A 13,453-nucleotide genomic window follows, 5' to 3' on the forward strand; every position below is an offset into this window, starting at 1 on the left:
ACTTAACCTCTCGCCTCAAGACTGGCTGCCAGGATGGCCAGGACCAACTGCTGGAAATCCAGACCGGCCGCACGAGCGGCCATCGGCACCAGACTGTGGTCGGTCATCCCCGGAGCGGTGTTCACTTCCAGGAACCAGAACTGTCCCTGGGCATCCTGCATCACATCGGCACGCGCCCAACCGGCAATACCGAGCGCCTCACAGGCTTTCGCCGTGAGGTCCATGAGTTCCTGTTCCTTGGCGCTATCGAGGCCGCACGGAATCCGGTACTGAGTATCGGAAGCCAGGTACTTGGCGTCGTAGTCGTAAAAAGTGTGGGGAGTACCCAGGGCGATCGGGGGCAACACCTGATCACGCAGAGTCGCGATGGTGAACTCCGGACCTTGGATCCATTGTTCGACCAACACTTGCGAATCGTAGGTACTGGCCGCCTTCCATGCGTCGATCAATTCGGGCGCGGAAGTCACCTTGGCCATACCGATACTGGAGCCTTCATGAGCCGGTTTGACGATCAAAGGCAGGCCCAGTTCCGCCACTGCGGAAATACAGTCGGCCTCGGAGCTCAATACTGCGTGGCGCGGCGTCGGAATCCCCAGGCTGTGCCAGACCTGCTTGGTGCGCAGTTTGTCCATGGCCAGAGCCGAAGCAAGGATGCCGCTACCGGTGTAGGGAATCCCCAGGCACTCGAGCAGGCCTTGCATGCTGCCGTCTTCACCGCCACGACCGTGGAGAATGATGAAGGCGCGATCAATCTTCTCGCTCAAGAGGCGCTGCAGCAGGTCGTCGCCGACATCAATGCCGAAGGCGTTCACACCGCCACTCTGCAAGGCTTCAATTACGGCCTTGCCGGACTTCAACGACACTTCGCGCTCGGCGCTCTTGCCGCCGTAGAGCACGGCAACGCGACCGAAATCGCTCGGCTTCACGGTGGAGAACAGATTGGCGTAGGCAGCGGTCATTTCGCCCCCTTGCCAGCGGCCACAGCACCGGCGAACAGCGGGCTGCTGAGCAATTTAGGCGCAAGGCCGCCGATATCACCGGCACCTTGGCACAACAGGATGTCACCGGCGCGCAGCAACGGCTTGACCAGCGGCGCCAGATCGACGCCACGTTCGATGTAGATCGGATCCAGCTGGCCACGCTGACGAATGCTGTGGCATAGCTGGCGACTGTCGGCGCCGGGGATCGGCTCTTCGCCGGCCGGGTAGACCTCCATCAACAGCAGGACGTTGGCATCGGCCAGCACCTGCACGAAGTCGTCGTACAGGTCACGGGTACGGCTGAAGCGGTGCGGCTGGTAGACCATCACCAGGCGGCGCTCAGGCCAGCCACCACGCACGGCCTTGATTACTGCCGCGACCTCGGTCGGGTGGTGCCCGTAGTCGTCCACCAGCATGACGTTGCCGCCTTCCACCGGCAGCTCGCCGTAAACCTGGAAGCGCCGGCCCACACCCTGGAAGCCCGACAGGCCCTGGACAATGGCTTCGTCGCTGATGCCTTCGTCGGTGGCGATACAGATGGTCGCCAGGGAGTTGAGCACATTGTGGTTGCCCGGCATGTTCACCGATACATCCAGCGGCTCGCGGTCGCGACGCAGCACGGTGAAGAAGGTCTGCATGCCTTGCTGGCGTACATTGATGGCGCGCACGTCGGCTTCTTCGCTGAAGCCATAGGTCACGGTCGGACGCTTGACCAGCGGCAGGATATCGCGCACCACCGGATCGTCCAGGCACATCACCGCCAGCCCATAGAACGGCAGGTTGTGCAGGAAGTCGACGAAGGTTTTCTTCAGTTTGTTGAAGTCACCGTCGTAGGTCGCCATATGGTCGGCGTCAATATTGGTGACTACGGCTACCAGCGGCTGCAGGTGCAGGAAGCTGGCATCGCTTTCGTCGGCTTCGGCAATCAGGTAACGGCTGGTGCCCAGCTGTGCATTGGTGCCCGCTGCATTGAGCCGGCCACCGATGACAAAAGTCGGGTCCAGGCCACCAGCGGCGAACACCGAGGCCAGCAGGCTGGTGGTGGTGGTCTTGCCATGGGTACCGGCCACGGCCACGCCATGACGGTAGCGCATCAGCTCGGCGAGCATCTCCGCCCGCGGCACCACCGGAATACGGCGTTCCAGGGCAGTGGCGACTTCCGGGTTCGAGGTATTCACGGCGCTGGACACCACCAGCACATCGGCATTGGCGGCGTTTTCGGCGCGATGGCCGATGAAAATCTGCGCGCCAAAGGACTCCAGGCGCTCGGTGACCGGCGACGCCTTGAGATCGGAACCGGAGACCTGGTAACCCAGGTTCAGCAGCACCTCGGCAATCCCGCACATGCCCACGCCGCCGATGCCGACGAAGTGGATACGGCGGATGCGGCGCATTTCCGGTTGCGGCATGGCTTTTTGATTCTCAACCATGGACCACCTCCAGGCAGATATTCACCACATCACGGGTGGCGTCGGGTTTGGCCAGGCGGCGCGCGGCCTGGGCCATGTTGTCGAGTCGTTCTGGTTGCATCAAAACCTCTGTCAGGCGAGCGGCAAGGTCCGCTGCACCAGTCGTTCTTTGCGGCATCAGGAAGGCAGCACCTTCACGAGCCAAATATTCGGCATTGCGGGTCTGGTGATCGTCGATCGCATGGGGCAAAGGCACCAGCATCGAAGGCAGACCGGCGGCAGCCAGTTCGCTGACAGTCAACGCGCCTGCGCGACAGACCACCAGGTCGGCCCAGCCATAGGCTTGAGCCATGTCTTTGATAAAGGGCTGCACCTGCGCCTCGACGCCGGCCGCGCGATAGCGCTCTGCAGTGACTTCATCGTGGTTTTTACCGGCCTGATGGAACACCTCCGGGCGCAGCTCGGGGGCGACCTGTGCCAGGGCTTCCGGCAGTAATTTGTTCAACGGCTCTGCCCCCAGGCTTCCGCCCAGGATCAGCAAACGCGCCTTGCGTCCGGCCAGGGCCTCGCGCGGTGTTTCGAGGAACAGTTCGGTACGCACCGGATTGCCCGTGGTGCGGCGGCTGTCCGAGGCCCCGAAGGTGTCCGGGAAAGCTTCGCAGACTCGGGCGGCCAACGGCACCAGCAGCCGATTGGCGGTACCGGCCACGGCATTCTGTTCATGAACGATGACCGGCACCCCGGACAACTTGGCGGCAACACCACCAGGGCCGGTCACATAACCACCAAAACCCAGCACACAGACCGGATTGAGTTGGCGAATGATCCGCCGCGCCTGGAGCACCGCCTTGATCAGGACGAACGGCGCCTTGAGCAGCGACAGCTTGCCCTTGCCCCGCAGCCCGGTGACGTTGATCAGATGCAGCGGCAAGCCGGCCGCCGGTACCAGTTCGTTCTCGATCCCACGGGGAGTACCCAACCAGTGCACGCTGTAGCCACGGGCCTGGAACTCGCGGGCACACGCCAGCGCCGGGAACACGTGGCCACCGGTGCCGCCCGCCATGATCAGCACGTTAGCGCCCATGGACTGGATCCTCGGCAAAGTCACTCTCACTGAACTCCATCTCTTCACTGCCCAGGTGGGTTCTGCTCTCCCATTCGATACGCAGCAACAATCCGAGGCAGGCGCAGCAGATCACCAACGAACTACCGCCATAACTGAGGAACGGTAGGGTCAGCCCCTTGGTCGGCAGCAGACCGACGTTCACCCCGATATTGATCAAGAACTGACCAATCCATAGGAACGACAAGCCATAAGCCACATAGGCGGCAAAGAACTGCTTGGCTTTCTCGGCCCACAGACCGATGTACATGCCGCGAATACAGACGAATACGAACAGTGCCACCGTGCACAAGGAGCCCACGGCACCCAGCTCTTCGGCCAATACCGAGAACACGAAATCGGTGTGAGCCTCCGGCAGATAAAACTGCTTCTGCACGCTGTTACCCAGTCCAACCCCCAGCCACTCGCCGCGACCAAACGCAATCAGTGCCTGGGACAATTGATATCCGGCACCGAACTGGTCCGCCCAGGGGTCGGCAAAGTTGGTCAGACGCGCCATTCGATAGGGCTGCATCTGAATCAGCAAGACAACCGCTGCCACTGCCAGGACCACCATCAGGGAAAACCGGAACAGCCCGACACCGCCGAGGAACAGCATCGCCGCTGCGGCCCCCATCATCACCACGGTGGCACCGAAGTCCGGCTCCATCAGCAGCAGGCCCGCCATTGGGAGCAGAACGATGAATGGCTTGAAGAAGCCCATCCAGCTTTCACGCACTTCCTTCTGGCGCCGCACCAAGTAGCCGGCGAGGTAGATCACCACGAACACCTTGGCAATCTCGGAGGGCTGAACGTTAAAGAAGCTGAAACCGATCCAGCGCATCGAACCGTTCACTTCACGGCCGATCCCCGGAATGATCACCATCACCAGCAAACCGAAGGCACCAATCAGCATCATCCAGCCCAGGCGCTGCCAGGTGGCGATGGGAATCATCATGGTAACAATGCAGGCCCCCAGGCCCAGCACGATGTAGATCAGGTGGCGAATCATGTAGTACAGGGCACTGCCCGACTGCGCCGCCGCCACTTCGGTAGAGGCCGATGCAATCATGACCAGCCCCAGGCCGAGCAGCGTCAGGCAGCCGGCGAGCATCGGGAAATCCAGGTCGATGCCACGCCCGGTGATAAGCGGCGACGGATACGGCTTGATGAAATTCCTCAAGTTCATGCCAGCTCCTCCACGACACGGACGAACTGGTGACCCCGGTCTTCGTAATTCTTGAACATGTCGAAACTGGCGCAGGCGGGCGACAGCAACACCACGTCGCCAGGCTGTGCAGCGGCGCGGCATTGAGCCACAGCGTCGGCCAGCGAATCGACACGAATCAGCGGCACGGCATCGCCAACCGCCTCACCGATCTTGTCGGAGTCACGGCCCATCAAGATCACCGCGCGGCAGTTGGCCGCTACCGGATCCCGAAGATCCTTGAACTCGGCGCCCTTGCCGTCGCCACCGGCGATCAGCACGATCTTGCCATCGATGTCCGCGCCCAGGCCTTCGATGGCAGCCAGGGCGGCGCCGACGTTGGTGGCTTTGGAATCGTTGTAATAACCCACGCCATCCACGTCGCGAACCCACTGGCAACGGTGCTCCAGGCCGGCGAAGGTGCGCAGAGCCGAAAGCATGGCGTCGAACGGCAAGCCGACCGCATGCCCCAGGGCCAATGCCGCCAGGGCGTTGGACTGGTTATGGGCACCACGGATCTTCAGTTCGCGCACCGGCATCAGGTTCTGGAACTCGAAGGCCAGGTACTTCTCACCCTTTTCTTCCCGTAGGCCAAAGCCCTTGAAATCGGGCTTACCCAGGCCAAAGGTCCAGCACGGCAGGTTCTCACTCAGCAACGGCCGGGACAGCGCATCCTGGCGATTGACCACCACTTGCCGCGCGCCCCGGAAGATCCGGTGCTTGGCCAGGTGATAGGCCGGCAGGCCGCTGTAGCGGTCCATATGGTCTTCGCTGATGTTCAGCACGGTGGCCACTTCAGCGCACAGCTGGTCAGTGGTCTCCAGCTGGAAGCTGGACAACTCCATCACGTACAGCTCGACGTCGTCGCTGAGCAGATCCAGGGCCGGAGTGCCCAGGTTGCCGCCCACGGCGACCCGCTTGCCCGCCGCAGCGGCCATCTCGCCCACCAGGGTGGTCACGGTGCTTTTCGCGTTGGAACCGCTGATGGCGACAATCGGCGCCTTCGCGTTACGCGCGAACAGCTCGATGTCACCGGACAATTTCACGCCACGGGCAGCAGCGGCCTGCAGGGCCGGGGTCGCCAGGGCCAAGCCTGGGCTCACGTAGAGCTCGTCGGCACGGCACAGGAACTCGACATCCAGCTCGCCACAACGCACGTCCACCTGCGGGTAGTCACGACGCAGCGTGGCCAGCTCAGGTGGATTCTCCCGCGTATCGGCCACCGCAAAAGCAACGCCCCGGTTCGCCAGGAAGCGAACCAGGGACATGCCGCTCTTGCCGAGGCCGACAACGATGCGGAAGTGGTCAGAAGCGATCAGAGACACTCGTTCTACCTCAGCTTCAGGGTGGCAAGGCCGATCAACACGAGAATCACGGTGATGATCCAGAAACGGACGATCACACGAGGCTCGGGCCAGCCCTTGAGTTCAAAGTGGTGGTGAATAGGTGCCATGCGGAACACACGGCGACCGGTCAATTTGAAGGAAGCCACCTGGATCACCACCGACAGGGTCTCCATCACGAACACGCCGCCCATGATGAACAGGACGATTTCCTGACGGACGATCACGGCGATGGTGCCCAGGGCCGCGCCCAGCGCCAGCGCGCCGACATCGCCCATGAAAACTTGTGCCGGATAGGTGTTGAACCACAAGAAGCCCAGGCCGGCACCGATCAGCGCACCGCAGAAGACGATCAGCTCGCCCGCCCCCGGTACATAAGGAATCAGCAGGTATTCGGCGAACTTCACGTTACCCGACAGGTAGCAGAAGATCCCCAGCGCGCCGCCGACCATCACCGTCGGCATGATCGCCAGGCCATCGAGGCCGTCGGTCAGGTTGACCGCGTTGCTCGAACCGACGATGACGAAGTAGGTCAGGACCACGAAACCGATGCCCAGAGGAATGCTCACGTCCTTGAGCATCGGGATCAGCAAGGTGGTTTCCACCGGGCTCTGCGCGGTCATATAAAGGAAGATCGCAGCGCCCAGGCCGAACACCGATTGCCAGAAATACTTCCAGCGGCTGGGCAAGCCACGGGAGTTCTTCTCGATCACCTTGCGGTAGTCATCGACCCAACCGATGGCGCCAAACGCCAGGGTCACCACCAGCACTACCCACACATAGTGGTTGCGCAGGTCGGCCCAGAGCAGGGTGCTGATACCGATGGCGGAAAGAATCAGCGCGCCCCCCATGGTCGGTGTACCCGACTTGGACAGGTGAGATTGCGGACCGTCATTACGCACGGCCTGGCCGATCTGCCGGTTTTGCAGAGTACGGATCATCCACGGACCCAGGCACAGCGCCAAAGACAGCGCAGTCAGTACCCCGAGAATCCCGCGCAGGGTCAGGTACTGAAAGACCGCGAAGCCTTTGTAGAACTGTTGCAGGTACTCCGCTAGCAGCAGCAGCATCAATGTTTCTCCGTGCTCGAGCCGCACAAAGCCGCGACGATGTTTTCCATCACCGCGCTGCGCGATCCCTTGATCAAAATGGTGGTATTTGGGTCTTGCTCGACGTCCAGGGCAGCAATCAGATCAGCCTGGCTGGCGAAGTGGCGCGCGTGTTCGCCGAAGGCGGCGACAGCATGAGCCATCATCGGGCCTACGGCGTAGAGGGCCGAAACCTTGCCAGCGGCATACGCACCTACTTCGCGGTGCCCCTGCTCCGCCCACTCGCCCAACTCGCCGATGTCTCCGAGCACCAGGACGGTGCGGCCGGAAAAGCCGGCGAGTATATCAACGGCGGCACACATTGAGGTGGGGTTTGCGTTGTAAGTGTCATCAATCACCCGCATGCCGTTCTTGGCCAGTTGGGCAACGGTGCGGCCCTTGACCGGCTGCACCGCATTCAGGCCGGTGACGATGCCGAACAGCGAGACGCCCATGGCATGGGCCGCGGCTGCGGCGGCCAAGGCGTTGGCCACGTTATGGGTGCCAAGCAGGTTCAATTGCACCCTATCCACGCCCTTTGGGCTGTGCAATGTGAAGGACGGGCAACCACGGGCATCACGACCGATATCCGAGGCATGAAAATCTGCTGCGCTGTTGTCCAGGGCAAAGCTCAGCACCTGACGACCGGCGGCGCGGGTCTTCCAGATCGGGAAGGCCTTGTCGTCCAGATTCAGCACGGCAATCCCGGCGCTATCGAGCCCCTCGAGAATTTCGCCCTTGGCTTCGACGATTTTCTCCGGGCCGCCGAACTCACCGACGTGAGCGGTACCAGCGTTATTGATGATCGCCACATGGGGACGAGTCATGGCCACGGTGTAGGCGATTTCGCCGATGCGCGACGCGCCAAGCTCGATCACGGCAGCGGTGTGTTCGGGGGCCAGCTCCAGAAGTGTCAGCGGCGCGCCCAGGTCATTGTTCAGGTTGCCCCGGGTTGCCAGCACCGGACCACGGGTACGCAGGATACTGGCCAGCATCTCCTTGACCGTGGTCTTGCCGCTGGAACCCGTCACCGCAGCCACCGGCCGGGTAAAGGCGCCACGATTCAGAGCACCCAATTGGCCGAGGGCCAGACGGGTGTCCTTGACCAGCAACTGAGGCAGCGCGCTGTCGGGAACTTCACGTTCGACCAACGCGGCTACGGCACCTTTGCCCGCCACTTCGTTCAAGTAGTCGTGACCGTCAAAACGGGGGCCGGTCAAGGCAACGAACAACTGACCCGCCTGAATCGCCCGGCTATCGATACTGACACCACTGAAACGCACATCGCCCGCGATCAGGCGGGCGTCCAATGGGGCCGATACTTCACTGAGCAGCAAGGCTTTAAGCATGTGCCACCTCCCATGCAGTCAAGGCCTTGTCGGCTTCAGCAAGGTCGGAGAAGTCATGGCGCTGGCCATTGATCTCCTGATAATCCTCATGGCCCTTGCCCGCCAGAACCACCACATCGTCTGCCGACGCGGCGGCGATCAATCGAGCAATGGCGAGACCACGACCGGCTACAAAATCGACCTTGTCTACCGCGCTGAAACCAGCACGGATATCGTCGAAAATCTGCGCTGGGTCTTCGCTGCGTGGATTGTCATCGGTGACCAGCACGCCATCTGCCAGGCGCTCTACCACTTCTGCCATCAGCGGACGCTTGCCGCGATCGCGGTCACCGCCGCAGCCGAACAGGCAGAGCAGGCGCCCCTTGGCGTGAGGGCGCAGGGCCAGCAATACTTTCTCCAGAGCATCCGGAGTGTGGGCGTAATCCACGACCACCAAGGGTTGAGTACCACCCCCCAGGCGTTGCATGCGCCCAGCAGGACCTTCGAGCTTGGGCAGCACGGCGAGAATTTCATCCAGTGCGTACTCCAGGCCCAACAAAGCACCGACCGCCGCCAGCACATTGCTCAGGTTGAAGCGTCCGAGCAAGGTGCTGCGCAGATGGTGTTCACCCTGCGGAGTCACCAGGGTTGCGCGCACGCCGTCGTCATCAAAGTTCGCCTCACGGCAGTACAGATAAGCAGAGGCATCCTCGAGGCTGTAGGTTATCAACCGCGATTCGTGCTTGTCCGCTGCCAGTTGCCGACCGAACTCATCATCGAGATTGATCACCCGGCAACGCAGGTCAGTCCAGTTGAAGAGCTTCGCCTTGGCTGCGCCATAGGCTTGCATGGTTCCGTGGTAATCCAGATGGTCGCGGGACAGATTGGTCAGCACCGCAACATCGAAAGCCAGGGCCGCCACGCGCCCCTGATCCAGACCATGGGACGAGACCTCCATGGCCACCGCCTTGGCACCGGCGTTCTTCAGATCAGCCAGGGTCGCCTGCACCGCGATAGGGTTAGGCGTGGTGTGCAAGCCACTTTCCAGCGCGCCATAGAAGCCAGTACCCAGCGTGCCTACCAAACCGCAACGCTGGCCCAAAAGATCCAGCGCCTGGGCCACCAACTGGGTGACGCTGGTCTTGCCGTTGGTACCGGTCACGCCCACCAGATTCAGCTGGCGGCTTGGATCCCCATAAAAGCGCCCGGCAATGTCCGACAACTGCGCCGCCAGGCCCTTGACTGGAATCAGCGGCACATCGGTCAGCGGCAGCACGGTTGCACCTTCCACCTCATAGGCCACTGCAGCAGCACCGCGCTGCAAGGCGTCGGCAATATGTGCACGGCCGTCAAACTTGGCGCCGGGTACCGCCAGGAACAAATCACCGGCACGTACATTGCGGCTGTCCAGCGTCAACTCGCGGATCAGCAGATCGCGGCCGGCGTGGGCGAAAATCTTGTTCAGGCTAAGAGACATTAGCCGCGCCCTCCATTGGCTCGTACTGGGGTACCGGGCGCCACATTGGCCTGTTGCGTGGCCGGCAGATTATCCGGAGTGATGTTCATCAGGCGCAGGGTGCCGGACATCACTTTGCTGAACACCGGAGCCGATACCAGGCCACCGAAGTAACCGGCCTTGCTCGGCTCGTCGATCACTACCACGATGGCGTAGCGCGGATCGCTCATCGGGCCGAAACCGGCAAATAGCGAACGATAGGAGTTCTCGGCATAGCCCTTGGTGCCTACCGACGTCTTGCGCGCGGTACCACTCTTGCCAGCCACGTGATAGGCCGGGACCTGGGCACGGAACACGCCCCGGGGAGCCTCGATCACCTGCTGCAGCATGCCCTGCATGGTTTTAGCGACGTTTTCCGGAATCACCTGAGCGGTTTGCGGCGTCTTGTCGGATTTGATCAGCGTCAGCGGAGCAATCCGACCATTGTTGGCCAACGCGGAAAACGCGTGGACCAGTTGGATCGCGGTCACCGAGAGGCCGTAGCCATAAGACAGAGTTGCGGTTTCAGCCTTGCGCCACTCACGGTAGTTCGGCAGGTTGCCGACTCGCTCGCCAGGGAAGCCGAGGCCTGTGTCCTGACCCAGACCGATCTTCTGCGCCAGACGGAAAATGGTTTCGCCACCGATATCGAAGGCGACCTTACTCATGCCGACGTTACTGGAGTTGATCAGAATACCGGTCAGATCGAGCACCGGCCCTTCGGTCTTCGACACGTCACGAATGGTGTACTTGCCCAACTGCAGGGTGCCCGGATAAACCTCGACAGTATCGCTGGGCTTCCAGCGTCCGGTTTCCAGGGCGGCACTCATGGAGATCGCCTTCATGGTCGAGCCGGGCTCGAATACGTCGATCATCGCGCGGTTACGCATCATCGCCGGCTGCAGATTGCGGCGATTGTTCGGGTTGTAGGTCGGCTGGTTGACCATGGCCAGGATCTCGCCGGTCTTCACGTCCATGATCACCAGGCTGCCGGCCTTGGCGCCGTTTTCGACAATGGCATTGCGCAGTTCACGGTTGGCCAGGTATTGCAGGCGCAGGTCAATCGACAACGCCAAGGGCTTGCCGGCCTTGGCGTTCTTGGTGACCTGGACATCCTTGATCAATCTGCCTCGCCGGTCCTTGATCACCTGGCGCTTGCCGGGAACGCCGGCGAGCCATTCGTCATAGGCCAGCTCGACCCCTTCGCGGCCACGGTCGTCAATGTCGGTAAAACCAACCATGTGCGCAGTCACTTCGCCGGCCGGATAGAAACGCCGGAACTCCTCGATGCCATAGACGCCCGGCACCTTCAGATCGAGCACCGCTTGGCCCTGTTCAGGGGTCAGACCCCGAACCAGGTAGATGAATTCTTTATTGGCCTGAGCTTCGAGACGCTCAGTCAGCGCCTTGGGGTCCTGACCAAGGGCCATGGCCAATGCTGGCCAGCGGTCCTTGGCCAATTGCATTTCCTTGGCATTGGCCCAAAGCGTGGTCACTGGCGTACTTACGGCCAGAGGCTCGCCATTGCGGTCGGTGATCAGGCCACGATGGGCAGGGATAGGAATATGCCGGACACTGCGCGCATCGCCCTGCCCCTTGAGGAAGTCACGGTCGACCACCTGCAAATCGATAATGCGCCAGCCAATCGCCGACACCATGATCGCCAGCAAGCCCAGCACCACACGGAAACGCCAAGGGTAGAGAGCGCCTTCAAGTTTCATGGCGCCACCATGCGAACTTCAGCCGCGCCCGGGATGTGCATCTTCAGCTGTTCAGTGGCCAGCACTTCGATCCGGCTATGAGCGGTCCAGGTGCTTTGCTCAAGAATCAACCGTCCCCATTCGGCCTGGGCCTTGTCACGCACACTCAACTCGCCATACAGCGTATTGAGTAATTGACGATTCCAGTGAGCGCTGTAGGACACCGCAATCGCGGAGACCAAAACGCCAACGAATAGCAGAAGCATGAAAAAGCTTCCGCCTGGAAGAGGCTTGGCGAAGAGCTTGCTCACCGAAGCTTCTCCGCAACACGCATGACCGCACTACGGGAACGGGGATTGGCTTTGAGCTCGGCCTCGGAGGCGAACTGCGCTTTGCCATGAATCTTGATTTTCGGCACGAAGGCTTCAAAACGTACCGGCAGGTTGCGCGGCAGATTGTCGGACTCGCCCTTCACCAGGCGCCGCATGAATAATTTGACGATGCGATCTTCCAGGGAGTGAAAGCTGATCACCACCAAGCGACCGCCCACTTCCAGCGACTCCAGCGCTGCTTCAAGGCCGGCCTCGAGATCGCCCAGTTCGTTATTCACATGGATGCGCAATCCCTGGAAAGCCCGGGTAGCAGGATTCTTGCCCTTCTCCCAGGCAGGATTGGCGACTTTCAATACTTCGGCCAGATCGGCAGTACGTTCGAAGGGCTGGATTTCACGACGCTCGACCACGGCTCGCGCCATGCGCCCGGAGAAGCGCTCTTCGCCGTACTCCTTGAACACACGGGCAATTTCCTCGACGGGCGCGGTGGCAATGAACTGCGCAGCGCTAATACCACGAGTCGGGTCCATGCGCATGTCCAGAGGGCCATCATTGAGAAAACTGAAGCCACGCTCAGGATCGTCCAGCTGTGGAGAAGACACGCCAAGATCCAGCAGAACACCACTGACCTTGCCTGCCAGGCCGCGCTCCGCGACCTCCGAACCCAACTCGGCAAAACTGCGCTGTACAACGACAAAGCGGCCGTCTTCGGCCGCTAGCGCTTGCCCGGTGGCAATCGCTTGGGGGTCCTTGTCGAATCCGAGGAGCCGGCCCTCCGTTCCGAGCTTGCTGAGAATCAAGCGGCTATGCCCGCCACGGCCGAAGGTGCCATCCAGATAGCAGCCATCAGGGCGCACGGCGAGAGCCTCGACGGCTTCGTCAAGCAGCACGGTGATGTGGTTAAAGCCGCTATCAATAGTCACAGGATCAAATCACGCAGTTCATCAGGCATGGCGCCCGGTTGTTGAATAGCCGCCAGGTCAGCTGCAGAAACAGCATCCCAGGCATCCTCGTCCCACAATTGGAACTTGTTCAGTTGGCCCACCAGCATTGCGCGCTTATCCAACTTGGCATATTCACGCAGGCGCGGTGGCACCAGAAAACGACCACTGCCATCGAGCTCGAGATCGACGGCATTACCAATCAGCAAACGCTGCAAACGACGGTTCTCTTCGCGAAGCGAAGGCAGTGCGCGCAGCTTGGTTTCTATCAGCTCCCACTCATCGAGGGGGTAAACACACAAACAAGGATCAACCGCGTCAATGGTGACGATTAATTGCCCAGAACTTCGCGAAACGAGCTCGTCACGATACCGGCTCGGCATGGCGAGACGGCCTTTTGCATCGAGACTGATAGCGTTAGCTCCGCGAAACACGTCAGCGTTTCTCCAAATTTTAGCGTTTTGCGCTCAAAAAACCCACTTCATGCCACTTTCCGCCACTTGCGCACACTATAGGAATGCGCCCACA

12 protein-coding genes are annotated in these 13,453 nt (G+C 61.2%); all 12 read right to left on the bottom strand.

Going from position 1 to position 13,453, the window contains the following annotated elements:
* Positions 1-2: 2 nt before the first annotated feature.
* The 12 genes from P7C00_RS26550 to mraZ are packed head-to-tail and all read right to left on the bottom strand — an operon-like array spanning position 3 to position 13,359.
* A complete protein-coding gene (locus P7C00_RS26550) occupies positions 3-959 on the bottom strand; it encodes a D-alanine--D-alanine ligase (RefSeq protein WP_404937621.1) in 957 nt (318 codons plus the stop codon).
* Positions 956-2,410 carry a UDP-N-acetylmuramate--L-alanine ligase gene (gene murC / locus P7C00_RS26555; protein ID WP_346633865.1) on the bottom strand — a complete coding sequence of 485 codons (1,455 nt, stop codon included), beginning with the start codon at positions 2,408-2,410 and terminating at the stop codon, positions 956-958. The genes P7C00_RS26550 and murC overlap by 4 nt, the downstream gene beginning before the upstream one ends.
* Positions 2,403-3,473 (bottom strand): undecaprenyldiphospho-muramoylpentapeptide beta-N-acetylglucosaminyltransferase, encoded by a 1,071-nt coding sequence (gene murG, locus P7C00_RS26560; RefSeq protein WP_123724766.1) that lies wholly within the window; start codon positions 3,471-3,473, stop codon positions 2,403-2,405. The genes murC and murG overlap by 8 nt, the downstream gene beginning before the upstream one ends.
* Positions 3,463-4,680, bottom strand: coding sequence for a putative lipid II flippase FtsW (gene ftsW, locus P7C00_RS26565; RefSeq protein WP_404937622.1), 1,218 nt, complete (start codon positions 4,678-4,680; stop codon positions 3,463-3,465). Before ftsW ends, murG begins: the two co-directional genes overlap by 11 nt.
* Positions 4,677-6,023: a UDP-N-acetylmuramoyl-L-alanine--D-glutamate ligase gene (gene murD / locus P7C00_RS26570; RefSeq protein WP_346633863.1), complete on the bottom strand. Its 1,347-nt coding sequence runs from the start codon at positions 6,021-6,023 to the stop codon at positions 4,677-4,679. The genes ftsW and murD overlap by 4 nt, the downstream gene beginning before the upstream one ends.
* 5 nt (positions 6,024-6,028) lie before the next feature.
* Complete coding sequence (gene mraY, locus P7C00_RS26575) at positions 6,029-7,111, bottom strand: phospho-N-acetylmuramoyl-pentapeptide-transferase (protein WP_102860321.1); 1,083 nt, start codon at positions 7,109-7,111, stop codon at positions 6,029-6,031.
* Positions 7,111-8,478 carry a UDP-N-acetylmuramoyl-tripeptide--D-alanyl-D-alanine ligase gene (murF, locus tag P7C00_RS26580; RefSeq protein ID WP_346633862.1) on the bottom strand — a complete coding sequence of 456 codons (1,368 nt, stop codon included), beginning with the start codon at positions 8,476-8,478 and terminating at the stop codon, positions 7,111-7,113. Before murF ends, mraY begins: the two co-directional genes overlap by 1 nt.
* Positions 8,471-9,934: a UDP-N-acetylmuramoyl-L-alanyl-D-glutamate--2,6-diaminopimelate ligase gene (locus P7C00_RS26585; RefSeq protein ID WP_346633861.1), complete on the bottom strand. Its 1,464-nt coding sequence runs from the start codon at positions 9,932-9,934 to the stop codon at positions 8,471-8,473. The genes murF and P7C00_RS26585 overlap by 8 nt, the downstream gene beginning before the upstream one ends.
* Entirely contained in the window at positions 9,934-11,673 is a 1,740-nt protein-coding gene (locus P7C00_RS26590) for a peptidoglycan D,D-transpeptidase FtsI family protein (RefSeq protein ID WP_404937623.1), read from the bottom strand. The genes P7C00_RS26585 and P7C00_RS26590 overlap by 1 nt, the downstream gene beginning before the upstream one ends.
* Positions 11,670-11,963 carry a cell division protein FtsL gene (gene ftsL, locus P7C00_RS26595; protein WP_003188663.1) on the bottom strand — a complete coding sequence of 98 codons (294 nt, stop codon included), beginning with the start codon at positions 11,961-11,963 and terminating at the stop codon, positions 11,670-11,672. The genes P7C00_RS26590 and ftsL overlap by 4 nt, the downstream gene beginning before the upstream one ends.
* The gene (rsmH, locus tag P7C00_RS26600; RefSeq protein ID WP_162884089.1) at positions 11,960-12,907 is read right to left on the bottom strand and encodes a 16S rRNA (cytosine(1402)-N(4))-methyltransferase RsmH; all 948 of its coding nucleotides are present in this window, start codon (positions 12,905-12,907) and stop codon (positions 11,960-11,962) included. Before rsmH ends, ftsL begins: the two co-directional genes overlap by 4 nt.
* Positions 12,904-13,359: a division/cell wall cluster transcriptional repressor MraZ gene (gene mraZ / locus P7C00_RS26605; RefSeq protein ID WP_019693566.1), complete on the bottom strand. Its 456-nt coding sequence runs from the start codon at positions 13,357-13,359 to the stop codon at positions 12,904-12,906. The genes rsmH and mraZ overlap by 4 nt, the downstream gene beginning before the upstream one ends.
* Positions 13,360-13,453 lie beyond the last annotated feature (94 nt).

The sequence above is a fragment of the Pseudomonas sp. JDS08PS003 genome (assembly GCF_045013505.1).
Lineage (GTDB): Bacteria > Pseudomonadota > Gammaproteobacteria > Pseudomonadales > Pseudomonadaceae > Aquipseudomonas > Aquipseudomonas protegens_B.

Bases quoted from the DNA above. Each gene is read 5' to 3' on its own strand.
- P7C00_RS26550 (WP_404937621.1), bottom strand. From the start codon at position 959: ATGACCGCTGCCTACGCCAATCTGTTCTCCACCGTGAAGCCGAGCGAT.
- mraY (WP_102860321.1), bottom strand. From the start codon at position 7,111: ATGCTGCTGCTGCTAGCGGAGTACCTGCAACAGTTCTACAAAGGCTTC.
- murG (WP_123724766.1), bottom strand. From the start codon at position 3,473: ATGGGCGCTAACGTGCTGATCATGGCGGGCGGCACCGGTGGCCACGTG.
- murF (WP_346633862.1), bottom strand. From the start codon at position 8,478: ATGCTTAAAGCCTTGCTGCTCAGTGAAGTATCGGCCCCATTGGACGCC.
- murC (WP_346633865.1), bottom strand. From the start codon at position 2,410: ATGGTTGAGAATCAAAAAGCCATGCCGCAACCGGAAATGCGCCGCATC.
- P7C00_RS26585 (WP_346633861.1), bottom strand. From the start codon at position 9,934: ATGTCTCTTAGCCTGAACAAGATTTTCGCCCACGCCGGCCGCGATCTG.
- P7C00_RS26590 (WP_404937623.1), bottom strand. From the start codon at position 11,673: ATGAAACTTGAAGGCGCTCTCTACCCTTGGCGTTTCCGTGTGGTGCTG.
- ftsW (WP_404937622.1), bottom strand. From the start codon at position 4,680: ATGAACTTGAGGAATTTCATCAAGCCGTATCCGTCGCCGCTTATCACC.